Genomic DNA, 21,140 nt, shown 5'->3' with positions numbered 1-21,140 from the left:
TAGTTCAGCTTACAATTAATTGTTTGTCCCCATGTATTGCTTTGATTGCTCGGTTTACCGCTGCACGATGATTCCATATTAGCTTTTTTACGTCGTCTATTTGTAGTAAAGTTTCCTCATGATCACAATAACTTTCGCCCTTTCCATGAATAGACCACCGACCATCTTTGTTCATTAATGTAATAATTCCACCGCGCTCCTTATCATCGAAGATAAAATAATATTTTAAGTGAACAGCATCATATTCGGACCATTTACTAAACGACTGTAGTAATTGTTCAATATGCAGTTTACTACGAATACTCATTTCATACCCACTCCTTTTTCTATTCGTCTAAAGATTATTTATATCTCTTTCATTCTTTATGCTTTTCGTATTTCCTCCTTAAATTTTAGGTATCTTACAAGCTTTTTTGTTACTATTGTATAATAAAGCGATTTTGACCATCCTATGAAATAGTTGAAGTAAAGGATTGATAGTAGTAATGCTGAACTTAAAACAATACGACCATGATGAAATAAACGACCTTGAAGGACATATTCTTGAGCTGTATAAAAAAATAACGTCTTCTACTTATTTAAAGGATGTTCAAATTTCAGAACTTGTAGAAGAAACTATGGATAAACTCCATAAACAGTTAGATCCATTGTCAATTGTTGACCAAGCGTTCATGATCATGAACGGTCTATTATCACTTAGTGTGAAATTTACGACTTACACTTCTTTTGAACGAAGGTTTCACCTTTTCTTAACCATTCTCGGTGACAGAATTATTGGGTTATTAGATAATCATTTTTCTAATTTAAAAATGGAAGAAAAGCAAGCCATTACAGAAGTACTTGTTCTTTTGTTTATTCGATATTTGGATTTAGGAGAAACCGTATGGTATAACCTCCTCCCTAAATGGTTGGTCAAAAATGAGCATGAGCCATGGGTTAAACCTTATTATCAATATTTTCAAAAGATGCACCAAGAACAGAATGGCCCGTTTCAGCTTACCATTATAACAAGCTTATTAGCCCTAATTTGTCAGGACGGTGTCGGGTCTCTTACTTATTTAAAACTTTATAAACAAAGATTAACTGCAAACGATTTGTATCACCATTTTTCGTTGTTAAACACCCGTCGTGAATGGGATACGATGCAAAGGTGGTTCGAACTTTTTACAGCGAGTTGGAATCATTCGATTGGCAATCTTCAGCCTTTCTACACTAAATTAATAAAACATAACAAAAGCTCATTTCACTTTACGGACCGGTTAACAAAATGGATCAATTATCCTACACTTCAATCTTATATGGAGTTATCTAGTTCCGTAGAAAACAATGAAAGAGAATTACTTTTTGAAAAAGTTAAAGAGAGTTTCAATAATCAACTATCTTATCCAACAATTCAAAAGCTCTTTATTGAAATTATTTTATACGAAAAGAAATGGGATGAGGCTATTTATTACTTTTTAAACCAAGAGCACAATCCCTTTCAACTAAGTGTAGAAAAGCAGCAATTGTTAGAAAAGCTAGAAAAGCACCTCCCTGAAAGAACAATACCGATCTACCATCAATTTATCGTTCGCTTAGTGGAGAAAAAAACCCGGTCACATTATTCAGACGCTGTTCAATATATGAAAAAATTGAAACGATTATATGAAACGCTCAACCAAACTGAGCGATTTCATGAATATACTGCTATTTTTAAGCAAACCTATAAAACTTACCGTGCATTAATTCAGGAGATGAAAACGATTGATGAGTAATTATAATCCAAACAACGTCCTCATTCATGGTGGCTGGTTAGGAGACTACTTTTTTATATGGGGTGAACAAAAACAACATAAGAAGTATAAAGATTATTTAAACTTTCAATACCCATTTCTTTATTCACCTTTTGAATTAAAGTTAACTCTTTTTCAAGATGACGCGGCTTCATTTTATGGAACATTCATTCCTACAAAAAAAGCTTCCTTAATCGCTCCTGTAGAAGATCGAATGTTTTATAGCGAAGTAGGCGATACTCTCGTCTATCAAGCAACGACCACATCGACTGAATTTGTGTTCCCGCTAGAAGGCATTATCATTCACAAAAAAGACTTACCTAAAGCTGTGGAAAGCATGAAAACATGGGAACAACGACCTAAAATAACATTAGCGTATGACTTTACCTTTTGGTTGACGACTTTTACAAACATTCAATCTGAAATTATCAACGGTAATCTTTTGTTAACACCTTCCGGAGCATGGGAAATTGCGAAATGGAATTGGGATGACTGGGAGGATGCCTTACCGACTGTTTCGTTTTCTTTAATGGAATCGGGAGTTCATGCTCATCTTCTTGATAAACAACGTGAGAATTATTCCTACAAAGAAATAACAAATGAAATTTGTAGTCACTTTATTCGTTACTTGATTGCAGAAAATCCATATGTTCAAAAAGCATTTACTGAACTTCATGTATCAAAACAATATTTATTAAATGATGTCGATAACCAAGAAACAAATGACAAAACATTTCTCGAAGAACTTGGAGCGATCCCAACCGTACCTTTTCAGACGACAATCGCTATTGAAGAACCTGCACAAGATGAAGAGAGTTGGAAAATTTTACTTTTCCTACAAGATCGTAAAGATCCTTCTTTGATCGTTGCACTTGAAGAACTACATAGCGGACATCACCCGTGGAGAACGAACCCGATTACTCGTTTAAAAGAAGATATAGCAGAAATTATTCAAATCATTCCTGAACTTTCTGCGTTATCGATAACACACCCTACTTCACTGGTATCAAAAGAAGTCGTTTACGAACTGCTTACTGAGCAATACGATCAACTACGACGTTTAGGAATAGGTGTTGTTGTTCCAAATTGGCTAAAAAAACGGCCCAATCATTTTCAAACTACTATTCAAGTTGCTGATAAGCCTAGTGAATTTACGAGCGAAAGCGAATCGACGTTCAATTGGCAAAACATTAGCGAATTTAATTATGAAATTGTCCTTGATGGTGAAAAGTTAAGCGAAGAACAATTTAAAAAGCTAGTTGAAATGAAAACACCCTTTATTAAATGGAATGGGAAATGGTTATATTGGGACCCGATTGAAGCAAAGCATTTAAATCAATATTTAAACCGACAAAAAGATAATCAACCATCGCTTCTCGACACATGGAAAACGTACCTGATAGCCGATGCAGAAGAAAATGATGGGTTCGATATATCAATCCAATGGGACGATAAACTTTCAAGTGCCGTTGATGCTACGCTTAATAAAAAAGTACCTACCATTACACCACCCTCTTCATTAAAAGGAGAGCTTAGACCTTATCAAGTGGAAGGGATGTCATGGTTGTTACATATGCGTAAAGTTGGATTCGGAGCTTGTTTAGCTGATGATATGGGGTTAGGAAAATCTATTCAAACAATTGCCTACATGTTAGAAGTTATTGAAAACCAAGTAAAAGATCAAACAGCACCATTTCTCATTATTTGTCCTACATCACTCATCGGAAATTGGGAAGAAGAATTGCACCGGTTCGCTCCTGGCCTTTCAATATTTATCCACCATGGTGTTGAGCGCTTAACCGAACAAGAAGGTAATCAAACGGACTATGATATTGTTATTACTTCTTATACACTCGCTTTTCGTGATGAAAGCATTTTTTCGAACACAGTTTGGAACGGACTCATTCTTGATGAAGCACAGCAAATCAAAAATGTGGAAACAAAACAACGAAAAGCAATTAAAATGTTTAACGCTTTCCATCGCATCGCTTTAACAGGGACACCTATTGAAAATCGTCTGAAAGAGCTTTGGTCAATTATGGATATGTTAAATGATCGGTATTTAGGCAGCTTCCAACAATTTCAACGAGCTTTTGTAAAAGCAATTGAAGGCGGTCAACCAAATGAAAAGAAGCTACATCAATTACAACTATTAATATCGCCTTTCCTGTTAAGACGAAAAAAATCTGACGAAGCATTAGAGCTTCAATTACCAGATAAAACCGAGCAAACCTATATTGTCGGCTTAACCGCTGAACAAGCTTCACTATACCAGGCGGTCGTCAATGAGCTACTAACAACCATTGATGAAAAAAATTCAATCGAAAGAAGAGCAACCATCTTAAGTAGTATTACGAGACTTAAACAAATTTGTAACCACCCATCGCAATTTTTAAAAGATCGCGGTCGTCTCCAGCATCGTTCTGAAAAATGGGATTTACTATTTACACTCGTCGAGCAAATTATTGACAATGAAGAAAAACTGTTAATTTTTACGCAATATCGAGAAATGGGAGAGTTATTACAACTGGGCCTTAGAGAACAGTTTAATGTGGAAGTACCTTTCCTACATGGAGGATTAGCGCGACATGAGCGGGAAGAACTGATTACGACGTTTAAACAAGACAAAAAAACTCCTATTTTCATTTTATCCTTAAGAGCAGGTGGAGTTGGTTTAAATTTAACAGCTGCTAATCATGTCATCCATTATGATCGGTGGTGGAATCCAGCCGTTGAAAATCAAGCGACTGATCGAGCGTACCGAATTGGTCAAACTGAAAAAGTAACCGTTTATAAACTAGTTGCTAAAGGTACAATCGAAGAAAAAATTGATCGGCTACTCATGAAAAAGCAGTCTCTTTCAGACGACATATTATCTTCAGATGAAAAAAGTGTCTCTGAGTTATCAACGGATGAACTAAAATCTTTACTCGAGTGGAGTGACGCGTCATCATGAAACGAGTAGTTCCGAAACATTGTGCCGAATACTGGAAGGGAAAAGGAATTTTGCCCGAAAAAGAAGCTAATATAACTAACTATGAAGAACTTGGAAAAGAGTGGAAATTATTGTTGGAATCTATTCAAAACGCTGCCCAAAAAGAGTGGGGACCGAAATAGTAATTTTGATCAAAAGGCTATTTAAAGCGCGTGAAATGGGAACTCTTCTCATTTTTCGCGTTTTTTTAATCTTTCTTTTTTGAGACCTCATTCACCTACTTGTTTTATGGGGATTAATCTGCCTCTTTCGTTACCGAGTTCTCCTAATTTTTTCCTCCTACGGGCACTAATCCTCCTCTTTCGTTACCGTATTCTCCTGAATTTTCCTCTTGCGGGCACTAATCCTCTTCTTTCGTTACCGTATTTTCCTGATTTCCCCTCTTACGGGCACTAATCCTCCTCTTTCGTTACCGTATTCTCCTGAATTTTCCTCTTGCGGGCACTAATCCTCCTCTTTCGTTACCGTATTCTCCTGATTTTTCCTCTTACGGGCACTAATCCTCCTCTTTCGTTACGGCTGTCTCTTGATTTTTCCTCTTATGGACACTTATCCTCTTCTTTCGTTACGGCTGTCTCCTGATTTTTCCACAACAGGATTGCAATAAAACCGAAAAGAGGTACAACATTTAATATTTGTTGTACCTCTAGCTATTCAGTGGGTCAACGAATACACATTCTAAGTGGCAAAACTTAGAGACGTCTTTCCATTGTTTTTATTTTACTCGATAATAATATTTTCCTCGACGAGAAATTGTTCTCTAAATGCTTCGTTTCCATTCACTGTCATGATTGGTAGTTCGCCAATTACTCTATAACTACCAGCAGGTACTCTCTCCCCATCGAACGTTAAATCCCATTCATCTGTAAACGTAATCGTTTCATTCGGACCTAACTGTTTTTCAACGATTGCTTGAGTGAACATCATTCCTTCTGAATACTTATAAACCACTTCACTTTTTTCTGTGGCGACCATAAAATCAAACAATTGTCCTGTTGGGAATTGCAAACTCACTTCTTCTGTACCTTTATTGGTTAGCGATATTGTAAAAGCAAGTTGGTCTTCTTCTTTATCTACTTTTAAAGATGTTGCTAGTGTACTCACTTCTTCTCCCCCTTGATTACCTTCACCGTTTGTTTCGGTAACTTCATCAGATGTACCACATCCTACTAATGCTATAACAATCAATAACGACAAAGAGAGTATTTTTTTCATCTCACTTCTTCCTTTCTAATTTTCTTTCCTAAATAAACCAAAGATACCCGCGGTTTCCACAATGTTTGTAAAGGCACTAGGATCTACTTCTTGAATGACTTTCTTTAATTCATAGAGCTCATATCTCGTAATAACTATCATCACTATTTCTTTTTCTTCTTGTGAATAGCCACCTTTTGCAGGTATTCGTGTTATACCTCTCGTAATTCGATCATGTATAGTTTTTTTTAATTTATCAGCGTTTTTCGTAATAATAAAAGCTGTTAATTTTACGTGACGTGTGTAAATAGCGTCAATCACTCTTGAACTGACATATAACGATACTAGTGTATAAAGCGCTCTTTCCCAATCAAATAATAAACCTGAAGTAATCACAATAAGTGCATTTAAACCGAAAAAATAAATACCAACAGGGCGATCACTCTTACGTGATAAAAATAGAGCAATGATATCCAAACCACCAGAAGATGCCCCCCATTTAAGGGTGATCCCCGCACCTAACGCTAAAATAACTCCACCAAACACGGCATTTAAAAGTAAGTCAGATGAAATTTCAATCACAGGAATGATTTCTAGAAAGATTGTCGTAAGCACTACATTTAAAAAACTATAAAGAGTAAAAGCTTTCCCAATTTTTAACCAACCTAAGATCGCAACTGGTATATTTAAAAGTAATAAAAGGATACCTGTCGACAACGGAATAAGCGTTGCGATGAGCTGAGCTACCCCTGTAAATCCACTCGCAAATACGTTAGCTGGAATTAAAAAGATATTTAAGCCTATAGCTAATAGAAGGGCACCCAAAATAATTACAATTAACTTTTTTACAATTTCCATGCTTATCTTCTCCTACATAATAGTGCTAATTGTAGTTTTAACGTTTCGAGACTATATTAAACACATAAAGAGAAAGCTCACTTGAAATCAGTAAGCTTTCTCTCCATGCCTTTTGTGTATTCAAGTTTCATATCTATAAATTTATTTTAGCTTATTCTTTAAAAAAGGAAATCGAGTAGAGGGAAAATAAGTTAACCTATTTTCGCCCCTCTCACAACACCGTACATACGGGTCTCGTATACGGCGTTTCAATTTATATTACAGTGTGTACTTTTAAGTAACGTTCTAAAGCAGAGGGTACTCCCCTTTGTTTTAGTCTTTTGTTTGAGATTGCTTTTTGAACAACTTTCGATAATCCGATATACCGATAACCTTTCCGGCAGAACGTTAATCCTTTCGCTTCTTCTTCAGGTATCCCTAATTGAGTTAGCGACTTGATTTGTTTTTTCGCTACCTTCCATTGTTTCCAGATGATTACCCTTAATCTTGAGCGTAATTTCTTATCTATTCGACTCATTGCTGTTTTCATATTTGCGATTCTAAAGTAATTCACCCATCCGAATATGACTTGTTTCAGTTTCAGTATTCGGTAGTCTAACGGAACACTCCAATTTCGCTTTGTCAATTGTCGAAGCTTCCTTTGAAATTTCTGTACTGAAATTGGATGAGGCCGCACTTGATATCTCTTGTTATTAGGATCATAATAATACCCAAATCCCAAGAATTTTAACTCTTTTGGGCGAGAAACTTTACTCTTTTCGGCATTTACTATCAATCCTAATTTCTCTTCTATAAATCTCACGATTGATTTCATCACTCTGTCAGCGGCTTTTTCGCTTTTCACAAAGATGAGTGCGTCATCAGCGTATCTTATGAATCGTAATCCTCTACTTTCTAATTCCTTATCGAGTTCATTCAACATAATATTACTCAATAATGGACTGAGGTTACCTCCTTGCGGAGTCCCGGTTGGTGTTTCTTCATATTTCCCATTCACCATGACCCCACTAACAAGATATTTTCTTATTAGAGAGATAACGTCTCCATCATCTATTGTGTTGGCAATAATTCGCATGAGTTTATCGTGGTGGACTGTATCGAAGAATCTTTCAAGGTCAATGTCCACTATCCAATCGTGTCCATCATTCAGATATTCCAAGCTTTTTATAATTGCCATCTCACAACTTCTTTTTGGTCTAAAGCCGTAACTGAATTCACTGAACTGCTTTTCGAATATCGGACTAAGTACTTGGTGAATTGCTTGTTGAACTACCCTATCCACTACTGTTGGTATTCCCAATTTGCGCATCTTTCCATTTTCTTTTGGGATCTCCACTCTTAAGGCAGCTTGTGGTTGGTATTTTCTTGTTCTGATGCGCTGGCGCAGTTCATCCTTGTTCTCTTTCAGATATTGTTTTAGTTCGTCGACTGTTACTCCGTCGACCCCACTTGCACCCTTATTTCTATAAACACGCAGGTAAGCTTCGTTCATGTTTTGATTACTTAAAATCTGCTCTAAAAGCTTCACACTCGTTTCTCCTCTCCTCTCACGTAGTAAGTGATAGCTCCATTTTGGCTATCCTTTGAGATACGCTCATTCTTTCACCATTAACACATTCGGAGTTCGTCACTTACGCATTCGTGGCGTTGAAACACTATAAATTGTTCAGCCCTTCATGAGATTACTCATTACTATGGCTTCTGCTGACTTCTTGCGGTTAACCTTTTTCGAATGTACATATGTACATTCGCAAGATCTCCCAGGGTAAGACAACTATCTTTCCTCTTTTACTCGCCTGATTTACTCTATAAAGTTACGCACATCTTTTGGACTTTGACTTGTCATGGAGCCTCATCCCTTTATAAAGCCTTGGTATCAGATTTCTGTTCGTCGAGCCAAGATTTTATTCCACGCTTCCTCTAGCCCTTACCTCACGATAAGTACCTTGCGCTTCCTTAGTGGTTGGTCGATGTGTACCCCCACAGTGGACTTTCACCACCTAGATAGTTGCCATGCCTGGCACACAAGTAAAAAGAGCTGATCGTATCAGCTCAAAGGGTTTACGTCGTCTTATTTTCGTCCTTTTGTTGAACCTCTTCATTATACCGCTGTATCGCATATAAAGCCCCTTCACTAACCATCGTGTTATCCTTCACATCATAAGGGTCGGGATGTCCAACGTTTTTATCTATCTTTATCTGATTTGAAGATCTTTTTTTTCTGACTTTATTCATGACTTTTTCTCGTTTAGTTCTGTCGCTAAATGTATATATGGCTGTTCCTACCGCCCCTACTGCTACTGCTGTTATCATAATTCCTTTACCAACCATTTATATTCCCTCCCAATTATTTGTTAATGATTTTATACCCTTAAAGATAAATGCTAAACATATCGGGTCAAATACATGGTTACAATAAAGGAGAACACCGATGATGAGGGAGGTAACAAGTATGTCTGTAACGAAAGATGACGACAAGAAGAAGAAAGATAACAATGCAAAGCTGCAACAAAAAAACAGCTTACGCGAGAAAAATGCTGAACGAGGCAAAAATCAATATTCTAAGAAAACCGACCATTTGTAAATAAACAGGAAAAGAGATGCAAGCGTCTTGATAATCGTTTGCATCTCTTCTTGGTTATTTATAAAGTTCTTTAACATCTGTAATGACACGTTCCATACCTGTTGCTAATTCGCCATCCCAAGCTAACATGCCACCGGCATAGTTACTTACTTTATCAAAGCCACGTTCTTTGAAAAACATCGCTACATTTTGGCTTCGATTACCACTTCGACAAACGAAAATATATTCTTTATCCTTATCAAATTGATCGATAAGCGCAGGCAAATTATGCATAGGGATTAAAGGAATATTGCTAATATGCCCTTCTACATATTCTTCAGGCTCTCGAACATCTACTAAAATAGGGTCTGCTTTCCCTTCATTTACAATTTCCTGTAACTCATTTGTTTCAATTTGTTTAATACCTTCAACTTCGTATGCCATAGAGAATCACCTCATCGTAAGAATTTAACTATTTTATCACTTTGCCACTTATTACTCAATCGGATACTTTTTCAGCTTCCATAACCGATACGTATGACTAACAATTACTTTTCCGACTGCATAGGTGGGTACTGCTAATAAGAGACCTAACAGCCCGGCGTAGCGACCAGCTACTAAAAGGAGTAAGATAATCGTTAAAGGATGTATCGCTAATTTCCTTCCCATTACTTGTGGTGAAATTAAATTACTTTCCACTTGTTGAACAATAATGACAACGATGATGACGAGTAACACCATTAAGGGTGAATGAAGTAATCCGACAATCACACTCGGTATCGTGCCGATCCAAGGTCCAACGAAAGGAATAACATTCGTAAACATGGCAATTAATGCTAGCACGAGCGGATAATCGAGACCGATAATGAGAAAACCGATGTAACACAGCACTCCGACACAAATACTTACAATAATTTGACCTTGAATATAGGAACTCAGGGCCGTATCCATATCACTTAAAATATGCCGACCTTCTTGTTGCTGCTTTACTGGTAATAAGCGAATTACTTGTTGAGGCGCCTTTTCACCTTCTTTTAACATATAAAACAACACGAAAGGAATGATGATCATAATGATGATAATATTAGTAATAAAACCAATGAACGTTGCAACATTCGAACCAATTGCTGAAACTAATTCATTTAAATACTCAACAAGACTAGACGTAATTTCTTCAATCGTGTAATTTTCATTTTGTTGGAATCTTGCAACCCATTCATTTTCCTGTACTTGAATAAGTAGATCTCTCATCTCATTAACAAATAGAGGCATATTTTTAACTAAACTGTTAAACTGTATTTGTAGTTCAGGTCCAATTAATAAGATAAGCATGGTGAAAATCGATATCGCACTTAAATACAAAATTAAGATGGATATTCCTCTTGGCATCCAGCGAGACAGAAGATTAACGAACGGTCGCGATAAGTAAAACAATACTCCTGCAATAATGATCGGTGCAAACAATGTTTGCACAAGAACAACGAGCGGTCTAAAGATAAATTGTACTTTTGAACCTAACAAAATAATTAAAAATACAAGTATTACGCCATAACAAAAATAGAAAAATTTGCCACGAGGCATTTTCTCACCCCATATGTAAAATTGTGCTAATAAATCTATTATATCATTATACTGGGTTTAAATAACAATAAAAATAGCTAAACGATTTCTTTTGCAGTTCTACAGGCATACTCCCTCCCATTTCCATTTGAAATCTCACCTTATGTTTTCCGACAATTTTTTTCGGGTAACAGTTAAACAACCAAGCAATAAAACAAGGAGGAAATTTCAATGAATAAAAATGTAGAAGTACAAAAGCGGAATGTTGAAAAGAAAGAAAATTCTAGTATGGTTGCTGCCACTTTTATTAAGTATGTTGCTTACATTGTCATCTTTTTCGGTTTTCTTTGGTTCCTAGTACAATACGTATTTCCTTTTTTTCAAAATTAATGATAAACGACGAAATCATTAGGAATACACACTTTATTCACTTATCCTTAGCTTTGTTCTTTATTTTCTATTAAAGTGTAGAGCATATTTTGAGCAAAAAATGATTGAATTTTGTCGCCTATATTGTACAATAGAAAAAAATTGGCTTTATTTTCTAAGCACTTTGTGAATAAAAGCCAACTTAATAGAAATAGGGAAATTAAATTTGTATTAATAAACCTATTTCTTACTTTTAGGGGGATCTATATGACAAAATCATTACATCTGTTGTTTGTAGCAATTCTGACTGCTCTCATATTAGCTGCTTGTGGACAAGGTGAAGGACCTATTGAGCCTGAAGAAAATGGTAGTGGAATTGACTCAGACCATAATGAAGAGCTTATTGAGGATAATGATCAACAAGAAGAAGATAACTTAGCAGAACCAATTACCGAAGATGAGGAAAATACAGAAGTTACAACAGAAGATACCGTCCATCCTGTTGAGTTATTTTTTGCAGATAATCAAGTTATGAATATGTACAGAGTAGAGACAACGATTGAAGCTGAAAAAGAAGATGTTTTTGTCAAAACATTAGAAGCTTGGGTTGCTGGTCCTACACACGATCAATTAATTTCATTAATTCCATCTAATGTTCAAGTGCAATATGTAGAAGAAAAAGGTGGCATTGCTCATGTATCGTTTTCAGAAGAATTACTAGATGCCAATGTAGGATCTGGTATTGAGGAAATGCTTCTACAACAAATTGCCCTCACAATGAAACAATTCGGATTTAACGAAACACAAATATTAATTGATGGAAATATTAAGGATGCGCTTTTTGGTCATATTGAAACAAATGTCCCAATTCAAGCAAATAATCCTGCCAATTATGAAAAAATAAATTAGTAGCGTTGAAAGCTGACTTCGAGGAGTCAGCTTTTTTTGATCTAATTTAACGAGGCAAATCTCTAACCTGAATTATTCATAGAAAATCATTAATTGGCCATTAATGCCTATCTAATAAGTTTTTTTGTTAAATAGTTTTTCACTTGAAAAATGAAAAAAGAACCCATTTCTGATAAGGTTAAAATGCGACTAATAACCACCAGAAAGGATTCTTATAATGGCTACTTTACCGCAATTAACACTAGATTTCAATCGTCAAATTAAATTATCTAATGATGGAGGAGAACTCTCGTCCGATACTGGCGAATTCCTTTTTAGAGAATTCGATGAAAAGGTAGGTTTTTCTTCTACATTGGCACAGTTTTTAAACCTGAAAGACAACAGACGTTACTACGTTCATTCGAATGAAAACTTACTTCGTCAAAAGATTTATCAAATCATTGCGGGTTATACCGAAGATGATGCAGCGGATCAATTGACGAAAGATCCTGTATTTACTCGAATCATCGGTACTGATGCGCTAGCTTCGCAGCCTAGCCTATCTCGTTTCTTTAGACGTTTCGATAACCAATCTATCGAACAGTTAAATCAAGCCAACCAAGAACTGATTGACAAAGTTCATCAATTTAGAGAGTCTAAATCACTCATTTTTGACTTGGATTCAACGCATTCAGATACCTATGGAGATCAAGAAGCTGCAGCTTACAATGCTCATTATGGAACTGTTGGTTTCCATCCATTAGTTGCCTTTGACGGAGTAACAGGCGATTTCCTTAAAGCCAAGCTACGACCTGGGAATGTCTATACCTCTAATGGTGTTGTGGAATTTATACAACCTCTCATTGAACATTACAACGAAAAATTCCCAGAGACGACATCATTTATTCGCGGGGATAGTGGGTTTGCCGTACCTGCTTTGTATGATTTGTGCGAAAAAGAATCGGTTTATTACGTGATTCGGCTCAAATCCAATGCAAATTTGCAACGAATCGCGGATGAACTCCTTCCATCATCTCTACCTTCCGATGTTACGAAGGCAGAATGCTATTATGAAGAAACTATTTATCAAGCCAAATCTTGGGCTAAGCCTAGAAAAGTGATTATAAAATCAGTCCGCTCGGCTGGTGAATTAATTTTCAGCCATTCGTTCTTTGTCACTAATTTAGTAGATGTCTTTTCTCCCAAGGATATCGTTCTTTCTTATCAAAAAAGGGGAACGATGGAGAACTACATTAAAGAAACCAAGAATGGTTTTAGTTTTGATAAAATGAATAGTCATTCTTTCCAAGTAAACGAGGTAAAGATGATGTTGAGCCTGTTAGCCTATAATCTAACCAATTGGCTACGTACTCTTTGTTTTCCAGAAGAACAAAAGAACATGCAAATTGATACAATCCGAACACGAAGTATTAAAGTTGCTAGTAAATTAGTAACGTCAGGACGGTCCCTTTACTTTAAACTATCGTCAAGTTTCGTCTACCAAGAATTCTTTTGGAAAGTACTTCAGCGAATTCAGAAGCTAAAGCTAGAGTGAACTACCCTAATACCTATTTTTAAAATTAAATGTCAGAACAAGGGAGTAGTCTGCCCAAAAACTGATTATATTCAAGCATTTAATATAAAATCACATCTTAAGTAGCGAAATCAACTTGATAAGTTTCAAGAGAGCAGAAAAATATCTGGTATTGTCTTCATTCATGTATTAACTAGGAAGTATGAATAATTCAGGTCTAATATTATATTTTATTCCATTCGTAAATTTCTTTGATAAAAGTCACCCTTTTTGTAAAAAATAAGCAAAGTCATCATATAAGAAAACATTTTACAAAAGGGGGAATTTATGATGAGAAAAAAATTAATGCCTTTTCTACTCGTGTTATTTGTAATAAGTTTCATTCTACCTGCTTGTGGAACGGATGGAGGCGGACAAGCTGGTGACGAAAACTTTATGACGACTCTTCAATTAGGCACTGGTAGTACAGGTGGAACTTATTATCCGTTAGGGCAAGAGATCGCTAATGTAATGAATGCCAATGTAGATACTGAAGGGTTTGACGTAAGTGCGATTGCATCGGGGGCATCTGTTGAAAATTTAGCGAGTATTTTACAAGGAAATTTCCAATTAGGAATGACCGTACATGTAACAGCGATTGATGCATTAAATGGTCAAGGTGAATTTGATGGTACTCCTATTGAAAACTTCGGCTTTATTTCTCATATTTATCCTGAAGTTATGCAAGTTATCGCTCGGGCCGATGCAGGAATTAATTCAATTGCAGACTTGGAAGGAAAACGCGTTGCTATTGGTCCACCAGGAAGTGCTACTCAGTCTGCAGCAAAATTAATACTTGAAGCTTACGGTCTCGAAGATGGTGATTATACACCTTTACAAGAAGGCTTTGGTGTTGCCGCAGATGCTATTGGTGACGGTACAGTTGATGCTTCATTTGGATTGCTAGGACTTCCATACGGTGAAATGGAATCGATAAACAGGTCTCGTAATATCGTCCTTCTACCAATTGAAGGCGAGGCATTACAATATATTGAAGAAAATAGTGGTTATGGATCATTAGAAATTCCTGATGATACGTATAACTTCCTTGATGGTCCTGTTAATACGATTACAGCTTATGCCGTACTCGTTGGTTCAACAAATCAAATCAGTGAAGAATTAGGCTACGAGATTACAAAAGCGTTATATGAAAACATCGATACGATGACACATGACGTAGCAAGACGCTTTATGACACAAGAGAACTTCTTAAATGGTTCAGAGCTGCTTCCGTTGCATCCAGGTGCCGAAATGTACTTTAGAGAAATCGGACTTCAAGACTAAAGCTAATAGACGTGGTTAACTCAAAGATTCAATTAATTTCTGGCATATAATTAGCTTATATGCCCCTAACATGAGTTAACCTCTTTTCCCTTATAGGTGGTGATTTTTTTTGAGTAATGAAAGTGATCAAAATATTAGTGCAAAACAATTATTGGAGAAGTATGATAAAGAATCTGCCTACCGATCCCAAATTGGGAAATGGGCATGGATTGTTGCGATCATTGGAAGTTCATTAACCATTTTTCATTTATATACGGCTATTACAGTTCCATTGCCACGTATTATGCAAGGAGCTATACATCTTGGAACAGGACTTTCACTTATTTTTATTTTATATCCGTTCAAAAGGTCCCTTTTAAAAAGAGACGGTGTCCCTTGGTATGACGTGCTTTTAGCCTTTACTTCGTTAGCAACCCATTATTATATTATTTTTAATTATACGAGGTTAACAAGTACGCAAACCATTATCCTTGGTTTTTCAACATTGGATATCATCATGGCTACTCTCGGTGTCTTATTAATACTTGAAGGGACAAGACGAGCTGTTGGTCTACCGATCGTCATAATTGCTCTTATCGCACTAGCATACGGTCTTTGGGGAAAAGGAATTCCTCACTTTGGACATGCTGGATTTAATTTTGATCGACTAATGACGAGAATGTTTTATACAACAGAAGCTGTATTTGGCATTCCAATACAAATTTCCTCTACATTTATTTATTTGTTTTTATTTTTCGGTGTCATTTTAACTGGAACGGGAATTGCCCGCTTTTTTAATGATCTCGCATTTGGATTAACAGGACGTATGACGGGTGGGACTGCAAAAGCGGCCGTTTCTGCTAGTGCGCTTCAAGGGATGGTGACGGGAAGTTCAGTAGCAAATACTGTTGGTTCAGGTTCATTTACCATTCCTATGATGAAACGAGCAGGCTTTAAGCCTGAGTTTGCTGCAGCGGCTGAAGCATCTGCCTCAACAGGTGGTCAAATTATGCCCCCGATTATGGGAGCTGCCGCATTTATTATGGCGGAGTATACAGGAGTTCCTTATAACGAAATTATTTTAGTTGCATTAATTCCTGCACTCCTCTATTTTTCAGGAATTTTTATCGGCACTCATTTTCAAGCAAAAAAACAAGGAATACGTGGATTGCCTAAAAATGAGCTTCCTTCTTTATCAGGAATAGTAAAGCGTCTCGATCTATTGCTTCCTTTGTTTACAATCATCATTCTTCTTTATCTTGGCTATACCCCAACATTTGCAGCCTTATGGGCAATTGCCGTTGCATTTGGGTTAAGCTTTTTACGAAAAGATACTCGGATGACGATAAGCAATATGTTACAAACATTAGAACAAGGGGCAAGAGTCGCATTACCTGTAATCGCTGCTTGTGCTTCAGCTGGGATTATCGTCGGAATTGTCGTCTTAACAGGTCTAGGCGGAAAAATTGCAGGAGGGATATTGAATTTAGCTGGTGGAAATTTCTTTTTACTTCTGTTGTTTACGATGATCGCTTGTATTTTACTCGGTATGGGATTACCAACGACAGCAAATTACGTCGTTACTGCTTCTATGGCTGCACCAGCCCTTATTGCTTTTGATATTCCTGTTATTGCTGCGCACTTGTTTGTGTTTTACTTTGGAATTGTAGCGGACATCACACCTCCCGTTTGTTTAGCTGCGTACGCAGGAGCAGGAATTGCAGGAGCAAACCCAATGAAAGCAGGGGTAACTGCATTAAAATTAGCGATAGCGGCCTTTATTATCCCATATGCTTTCGTGTATAACCCCGTGCTTGTTTTACATGAAGCAACACTAGCTACACTAGCACCTGCTTTAATTACTGCACTCGTTGGGATGACAGCCGTTAGTGCTTCAATGATGAACTATTACATCACATCACCAAACATAGTCGAACGTGGTTTGCTATTTATTAGCGGCTTATTACTCATCTATCCTGGAAACATCTCCGTATCATTATCAGGATTAGCCATATTCGTCGGTATTTCTATTCTTCAACTTTTTCGTAGTCGCAGGCAAAAAGTTGCCACATAATAATCCACATTAATTCGTAGTATTTAAAGCATTACAAATGGCTTAGAGAATTCTCTAAGCCTACTTTTTATAATAAAGTGAAATCTCCATCAGTCAGGGGTTTACCTCTTCCCCCACTGATGGTTATTTGAGGCCCACACGATGTGGGTCACATATTAATCAGTGAACACATCAAAACTTTCCCAAAGCCCTTCTAACTGACCTAACCTTTTTTCCACTTTAATATGTTCCGATCGAGTAACTGCTGTAATTAGAGCGCTTACAAGACTTAATGGCGCGGAAAAGGAATCGATAAATGAATTGATCTCTGTAGCTGCTAGTAAGTTTTTATCGCCAAACGGGACTAGAGGAGACATTAGATGATCCGTGATCACTAAAGTTTTTGCACCTTTGTGCTTCGCATATTTTAATACCTCTACTGTTCTCTTCGTGTATCGTGCAAATCCAAACCCAATCACTAAGTCGTTTTCCGTTAAGTCTAATAGATGCTCGGATACCCCATCAGCTTGATCAATCATTTCTGTATTTTGTAACACGAGATCTAAATAAAATTGTAAAAACATACCTAAACTCATTGCACTTCGGTACGCTACAATATAAATCCGTTTGGCTGAAATAATCTCATTGACTGCCTCTTGAAAAACGTCAGGATTGATTTGCTGTAAAGTACTTTTTATATTTTGAATATCGTCAGACAAAACTTCCTTTAATGCATTTTCAGGTACATCCGTTGCATCTGTTGTTCTTGCAAACACTTCCGCTGATGTCCATTTGCGCTTTAATGCATCCTGTAAATGTCTTTGCAGGTCTGGATATCCTTTATAATCTAAAAAGACAGCAAATCGAATAACAGTTGCTTCTCCAACTCCTGCATTTTTGGCTAATTTGGAAGCCGTCAAAAATGGCGCTGTTTCAGAATATTCAATGAGGTAGTTCGCAATTTTCATTTGCGATTTACTCATCTTATTCTTCATTTCACTAATCCTTTGATATACTTCGCTTTGTAGCATCGTAATCACCCTTTGATGACGGGACCCCCATACATTTTTTTCAAAACTCGTTCATATGCCGCTACCGTTTGATCTACTTCTATCATAGTATGTGCAGTAGATAAACTATATCGATTAAGCGGCTTCGTATAAATGCCTTCACTCAATAAATATAAGTCTATTTCTTTTCTTGTCATGAGGTCGGCTTCTTGAAGGTCTCGATAGTTTCGTATTTTCTCTTTACTAGTTAATACTACACTAAAGATTGAACCAACGCCAATCGCTTTCATCGGTATATCATAATAGGAGAACAGCTTTTCTAGTCGCTTTTTTAATTGATCCGTTACATGAAGAACATGAGAGATCTCTCTCTCTAATACATTTATCGTTGCAAGACCAGCTGCTAATATCGTCGGATGACCATTATAAGTACCACTATGAAAAAGAACATCTTTTGCTGAAGAAGTATTGCTCTGGCTGTTGTCAAATACATCGGATGCAACACTTGGAGCCGTTATCTCCATAACTTCTTTTTTTCCACCGATAACACCAATTGGATAACCGCCTCCAATTACTTTTCCTAATGTAGTTAAGTCTGGTTTGATGTTGTAAAGGGCTTGTGCTCCACCTAGTCCTACTCTAAACCCTGTTTTTACTTCATCAAAAATGAATAGTATATTAAGTTCTTTTGTGACCTTTCGTAGTCCATCCATAAATTCCTGTTCCGCTGGGATAAACCCTCCTTGGACAGGCTCAATTATTACTGCTCCTATTTCCTCGTGTTTTTCTCTCAAAATCGCTTCACAACTCTCAAGGTCATTAAATGGTAAAATGATTGTATGTTTTTGATAGTAATCATTAATCCCTTTAGACTCGATGACTGGAAGGGGCTTCTCTATTGGACCTGCTTCTGATACAGGCGGATTTACACTTAGCAACATTTGATCAAATCCACCATGATAATGACCTTCAAACTTCGCAACTTTATACTTGCCTGTATACGCAGCTGCAATACGAAGCGATAATAACGTCGCTTCTGTACCTGAATTGGTATACCTTAACAACTCCATACTTGGATAATAATGTTGAATTTTTTTTCCTAATTCGTACTCTAGTGGGTGCGGTGTACCAAATAAACAAGTTCCATTGTTGTGCAGTTGTTCTTCAACTGCTTGTTGTATTTTTGGATGTCCGTGACCGAGCATCAATGCCCCATATGATAACAGGTAGTCAATATATTGATTATTATCAATATCTGTCAAATACGCCCCTTTCCCCTTTTTCATAACAATCGGATACGGAGCAAAGTATTTTATATTGGCTGTCACACCCCCAGGCATTACTTCTTTTGCCTGTTCATTAAAAACTAAAGACCCTTTCGTTCTTTTCATTAACTCGATGATTGGGTGTTCACTCTTTCGTAAAGCCACTTTTGATCCCCCATTATTAAAATATTTCTTCATCACATGAGTATTCTCATACACCTCACTAAATGAAGGTAATATTTCATTTTTATATATCATATGAAAAATTACATTCAACACATACTCTTTTTCCTATAATTAGTCTGTTACCTACGCCTATTTCAACGTCTAGCATTTTACATAGAATGTTATTAAAATATCATCTAACGCATAAAGCTATCGTCGTATTTCTACTCAATTTCGAATAAATTTGAAGTAAAAACTTCAAAAAATATAAAAAAAGTAATGATTTCTTTCTTTTTTGACGATATTCTACTAATCTTGTTATAATATTAAAGACTACGAAAATGGAGGGTGATAGTTGTGGCTCAGCCAAAATATATTATGAACATTGATAAACTTGAGCAGATCCCTAAAGCAGAGCGGGAAAAACTCAAGCAAATTACCGATAAATTTGTTTTCAGAGTAAACGAATATTATTTAAGCTTAATTGATTGGGATAATCCGAACGATCCTATACGGAAATTGGTCATACCTAATGAAAATGAATTAGAAGAGTATGGGCGCTGGGATGCTTCCGATGAAGACACCAACTATGCGGTTCCTGGTTGTCAGCACAAATATAAAACAACTGCACTTCTTATCTGTTCTGAAGTGTGTGGTGCTTATTGTCGTTATTGTTTCCGAAAACGCTTGTTCCGTAACGATGTAAAAGAAGCAATGTCTGATGTTGATCCTGGTTTAGAATACATTGCGAACACTCCAGAGATTAATAATGTTCTTCTTACTGGTGGAGATCCATTAATTCTTGCAACAAAGAAACTTCGCTATATTCTCGATCGTCTACGTGCGATTGATCACGTAAAAATTATCCGTATTGGTTCTAAGCTACCAGTATTTAACCCAATGCGAATCTATGAAGATGAAGAGTTGCTAAACTTAATTCGTGAATACTCAACATCTGAAAAACGAATTTACATTATGGCACATATTAACCATCCAGTAGAAATTACTGATGAAGCAAGAAAAGGTTTCCAAGCCCTTCATGAAGCTGGTGCAATCGTAGTTAACCAAACCCCAGTTTTAAGAGGGATTAATGACGATCCTGTCGTTTTAGGAGAACTTCTTGATAAACTATCTTGGGCTGGTGTTACACCGTACTATTTCTTCGTCAATCGCCCAGTTGCAGGTAACAAAGATTTCGTTCTTTCGTTAGAAGAAGTGTATAATATCGTGGAAGGGGCAAAAGCTCGCACGTCTGGATTAGGAAAACGAGTTCGCCTTTCAATGAGTCATACATCTGGTAAAATTGAAATACTAGCGATCGAAAATGGAAAAGCCTATTTAAAATATCACCAATCTCGTGATAATGAATATGGTAAATTTATGGTACTGGACTGTCCGAAAGAAGCAGCTTGGTTTGATGATCTTCCAGGTAACGAACAATACTGGAATAAACCATCTAAGAAAACAGATAAAGTCATCTCTGTTAATGAACTTCCAGATGTACCACAAGGAAAACAAGGAAAAGCAATTGTTAAATAATAATTTTGAGGCTGACAAATTTTGTCAGCCTCTTTCATTTTTTCTAATATTTAGTCTCTATTCGACAACACGA

19 protein-coding genes are annotated in these 21,140 nt (G+C 36.6%); 10 read left to right on the top strand and 9 right to left on the bottom strand.

The features are described 5' to 3' along the window. Positions 1 to 4: 4 nt before the first annotated feature. Positions 5 to 307: a hypothetical protein gene (locus tag BK574_RS23500; RefSeq protein WP_075385878.1), complete on the bottom strand. Its 303-nt coding sequence runs from the start codon at positions 305 to 307 to the stop codon at positions 5 to 7. 178 nt (positions 308 to 485) lie between these two features. Here BK574_RS23500 and BK574_RS23495 point away from each other — a divergent pair, with 178 nt between their 5' ends. From BK574_RS23495 to BK574_RS27725, 3 genes are read left to right on the top strand one after another with little or no spacing between them, the layout of a single operon-like run. Further along, positions 486 to 1,754: a hypothetical protein gene (locus BK574_RS23495; RefSeq protein WP_078430304.1), complete on the top strand. Its 1,269-nt coding sequence runs from the start codon at positions 486 to 488 to the stop codon at positions 1,752 to 1,754. Further along, positions 1,747 to 4,728 carry a DEAD/DEAH box helicase gene (locus BK574_RS23490; protein ID WP_218970616.1) on the top strand — a complete coding sequence of 994 codons (2,982 nt, stop codon included), beginning with the start codon at positions 1,747 to 1,749 and terminating at the stop codon, positions 4,726 to 4,728. Before BK574_RS23495 ends, BK574_RS23490 begins: the two co-directional genes overlap by 8 nt. Further along, positions 4,725 to 4,889, top strand: coding sequence for a hypothetical protein (locus tag BK574_RS27725; protein ID WP_158211735.1), 165 nt, complete (start codon positions 4,725 to 4,727; stop codon positions 4,887 to 4,889). The genes BK574_RS23490 and BK574_RS27725 overlap by 4 nt, the downstream gene beginning before the upstream one ends. Positions 4,890 to 5,487: 598 nt before the next feature. On the opposite strand, the gene BK574_RS23485 is transcribed toward BK574_RS27725, so the two are convergent. The 4 genes from BK574_RS23485 to BK574_RS23470 all read right to left on the bottom strand — a co-directional run bounded on the left by BK574_RS23485 (position 5,488) and on the right by BK574_RS23470 (position 9,150). Next, positions 5,488 to 5,982: a BsuPI-related putative proteinase inhibitor gene (locus BK574_RS23485; RefSeq protein ID WP_078430302.1), complete on the bottom strand. Its 495-nt coding sequence runs from the start codon at positions 5,980 to 5,982 to the stop codon at positions 5,488 to 5,490. 15 nt (positions 5,983 to 5,997) lie between these two features. Then, positions 5,998 to 6,819, bottom strand: coding sequence for a YitT family protein (locus tag BK574_RS23480; protein ID WP_078430301.1), 822 nt, complete (start codon positions 6,817 to 6,819; stop codon positions 5,998 to 6,000). A gap of 253 nt (positions 6,820 to 7,072) precedes the next feature. Beyond that, positions 7,073 to 8,347, bottom strand: a complete 1,275-nt coding sequence (gene ltrA / locus BK574_RS23475; RefSeq protein WP_078427324.1) for a group II intron reverse transcriptase/maturase — start codon at positions 8,345 to 8,347, stop codon at positions 7,073 to 7,075. Between the two features lie 533 nt (positions 8,348 to 8,880). After that, positions 8,881 to 9,150 (bottom strand): hypothetical protein, encoded by a 270-nt coding sequence (locus BK574_RS23470; RefSeq protein ID WP_078430300.1) that lies wholly within the window; start codon positions 9,148 to 9,150, stop codon positions 8,881 to 8,883. A 121-nt stretch (positions 9,151 to 9,271) separates the two neighbouring features. Between BK574_RS23470 and BK574_RS23465 the strand changes: the two genes are divergently transcribed. Beyond that, a complete protein-coding gene (locus BK574_RS23465) occupies positions 9,272 to 9,403 on the top strand; it encodes a DUF3941 domain-containing protein (protein ID WP_075385925.1) in 132 nt (43 codons plus the stop codon). Positions 9,404 to 9,457: 54 nt separating this feature from the next. Here the strand turns inward: BK574_RS23465 and BK574_RS23460 are convergent, their stop codons facing one another. Beyond that, positions 9,458 to 9,826 (bottom strand): rhodanese-like domain-containing protein, encoded by a 369-nt coding sequence (locus BK574_RS23460; protein WP_075385873.1) that lies wholly within the window; start codon positions 9,824 to 9,826, stop codon positions 9,458 to 9,460. Positions 9,827 to 9,877: 51 nt separating this feature from the next. Continuing rightward, on the bottom strand, positions 9,878 to 10,963 hold the full coding sequence (locus BK574_RS23455; protein WP_075385872.1) for an AI-2E family transporter: 1,086 nt from the start codon (positions 10,961 to 10,963) through the stop codon (positions 9,878 to 9,880). A gap of 210 nt (positions 10,964 to 11,173) precedes the next feature. Between BK574_RS23455 and BK574_RS27720 the strand changes: the two genes are divergently transcribed. From BK574_RS27720 to BK574_RS23435, 5 genes are all read left to right on the top strand, one after another. Further along, positions 11,174 to 11,332 carry a hypothetical protein gene (locus tag BK574_RS27720; protein WP_158211734.1) on the top strand — a complete coding sequence of 53 codons (159 nt, stop codon included), beginning with the start codon at positions 11,174 to 11,176 and terminating at the stop codon, positions 11,330 to 11,332. A 246-nt stretch (positions 11,333 to 11,578) separates the two neighbouring features. Further along, positions 11,579 to 12,220, top strand: a complete 642-nt coding sequence (locus BK574_RS23450; protein ID WP_078430299.1) for a GerMN domain-containing protein — start codon at positions 11,579 to 11,581, stop codon at positions 12,218 to 12,220. Positions 12,221 to 12,437: 217 nt separating this feature from the next. Continuing rightward, positions 12,438 to 13,754, top strand: coding sequence for an IS1380 family transposase (locus BK574_RS23445; protein ID WP_078430298.1), 1,317 nt, complete (start codon positions 12,438 to 12,440; stop codon positions 13,752 to 13,754). Positions 13,755 to 14,063: 309 nt separating this feature from the next. Continuing rightward, positions 14,064 to 15,056 carry a TAXI family TRAP transporter solute-binding subunit gene (locus tag BK574_RS23440; protein ID WP_078430297.1) on the top strand — a complete coding sequence of 331 codons (993 nt, stop codon included), beginning with the start codon at positions 14,064 to 14,066 and terminating at the stop codon, positions 15,054 to 15,056. A gap of 109 nt (positions 15,057 to 15,165) precedes the next feature. Further along, positions 15,166 to 17,109 carry a TRAP transporter permease gene (locus tag BK574_RS23435; RefSeq protein ID WP_078430296.1) on the top strand — a complete coding sequence of 648 codons (1,944 nt, stop codon included), beginning with the start codon at positions 15,166 to 15,168 and terminating at the stop codon, positions 17,107 to 17,109. A gap of 155 nt (positions 17,110 to 17,264) precedes the next feature. On the opposite strand, the gene BK574_RS23430 is transcribed toward BK574_RS23435, so the two are convergent. Next, positions 17,265 to 18,119, bottom strand: a complete 855-nt coding sequence (locus tag BK574_RS23430; protein ID WP_075385868.1) for a MurR/RpiR family transcriptional regulator — start codon at positions 18,117 to 18,119, stop codon at positions 17,265 to 17,267. A gap of 5 nt (positions 18,120 to 18,124) precedes the next feature. Beyond that, complete coding sequence (locus BK574_RS23425) at positions 18,125 to 19,528, bottom strand: aspartate aminotransferase family protein (RefSeq protein ID WP_078430966.1); 1,404 nt, start codon at positions 19,526 to 19,528, stop codon at positions 18,125 to 18,127. 357 nt (positions 19,529 to 19,885) lie between these two features. Between BK574_RS23425 and BK574_RS23420 the strand changes: the two genes are divergently transcribed. Further along, positions 19,886 to 21,067: a KamA family radical SAM protein gene (locus tag BK574_RS23420; protein ID WP_078430295.1), complete on the top strand. Its 1,182-nt coding sequence runs from the start codon at positions 19,886 to 19,888 to the stop codon at positions 21,065 to 21,067. The last annotated feature ends 73 nt before the right edge of the window (positions 21,068 to 21,140 follow it).

It is taken from the genome of Alkalihalobacterium alkalinitrilicum, from assembly GCF_002019605.1.
GTDB classification, from domain to species: Bacteria; Bacillota; Bacilli; order Bacillales; family Bacillaceae_F; genus Alkalihalobacterium; species Alkalihalobacterium alkalinitrilicum.
Note: the sequence above shows the minus strand (reverse complement) of the source record. Positions and strands in the feature narration are given on the sequence as shown.

Coding starts and splice junctions, on each gene's coding strand:
- BK574_RS23495 (WP_078430304.1), top strand. CDS start 486: ATGCTGAACTTAAAACAATACGACCATGATGAAATAAACGACCTTGAA.
- BK574_RS23450 (WP_078430299.1), top strand. CDS start 11,579: ATGACAAAATCATTACATCTGTTGTTTGTAGCAATTCTGACTGCTCTC.
- BK574_RS23445 (WP_078430298.1), top strand. CDS start 12,438: ATGGCTACTTTACCGCAATTAACACTAGATTTCAATCGTCAAATTAAA.
- BK574_RS23430 (WP_075385868.1), bottom strand. CDS start 18,119: ATGCTACAAAGCGAAGTATATCAAAGGATTAGTGAAATGAAGAATAAG.
- BK574_RS23460 (WP_075385873.1), bottom strand. CDS start 9,826: ATGGCATACGAAGTTGAAGGTATTAAACAAATTGAAACAAATGAGTTA.
- BK574_RS23480 (WP_078430301.1), bottom strand. CDS start 6,819: ATGGAAATTGTAAAAAAGTTAATTGTAATTATTTTGGGTGCCCTTCTA.
- BK574_RS23455 (WP_075385872.1), bottom strand. CDS start 10,963: ATGCCTCGTGGCAAATTTTTCTATTTTTGTTATGGCGTAATACTTGTA.
- BK574_RS23470 (WP_078430300.1), bottom strand. CDS start 9,150: ATGGTTGGTAAAGGAATTATGATAACAGCAGTAGCAGTAGGGGCGGTA.
- BK574_RS23500 (WP_075385878.1), bottom strand. CDS start 307: ATGAGTATTCGTAGTAAACTGCATATTGAACAATTACTACAGTCGTTT.
- BK574_RS23490 (WP_218970616.1), top strand. CDS start 1,747: ATGAGTAATTATAATCCAAACAACGTCCTCATTCATGGTGGCTGGTTA.
- BK574_RS23485 (WP_078430302.1), bottom strand. CDS start 5,982: ATGAAAAAAATACTCTCTTTGTCGTTATTGATTGTTATAGCATTAGTA.
- BK574_RS23465 (WP_075385925.1), top strand. CDS start 9,272: ATGTCTGTAACGAAAGATGACGACAAGAAGAAGAAAGATAACAATGCA.
- BK574_RS27720 (WP_158211734.1), top strand. CDS start 11,174: ATGAATAAAAATGTAGAAGTACAAAAGCGGAATGTTGAAAAGAAAGAA.
- BK574_RS27725 (WP_158211735.1), top strand. CDS start 4,725: ATGAAACGAGTAGTTCCGAAACATTGTGCCGAATACTGGAAGGGAAAA.
- BK574_RS23440 (WP_078430297.1), top strand. CDS start 14,064: ATGAGAAAAAAATTAATGCCTTTTCTACTCGTGTTATTTGTAATAAGT.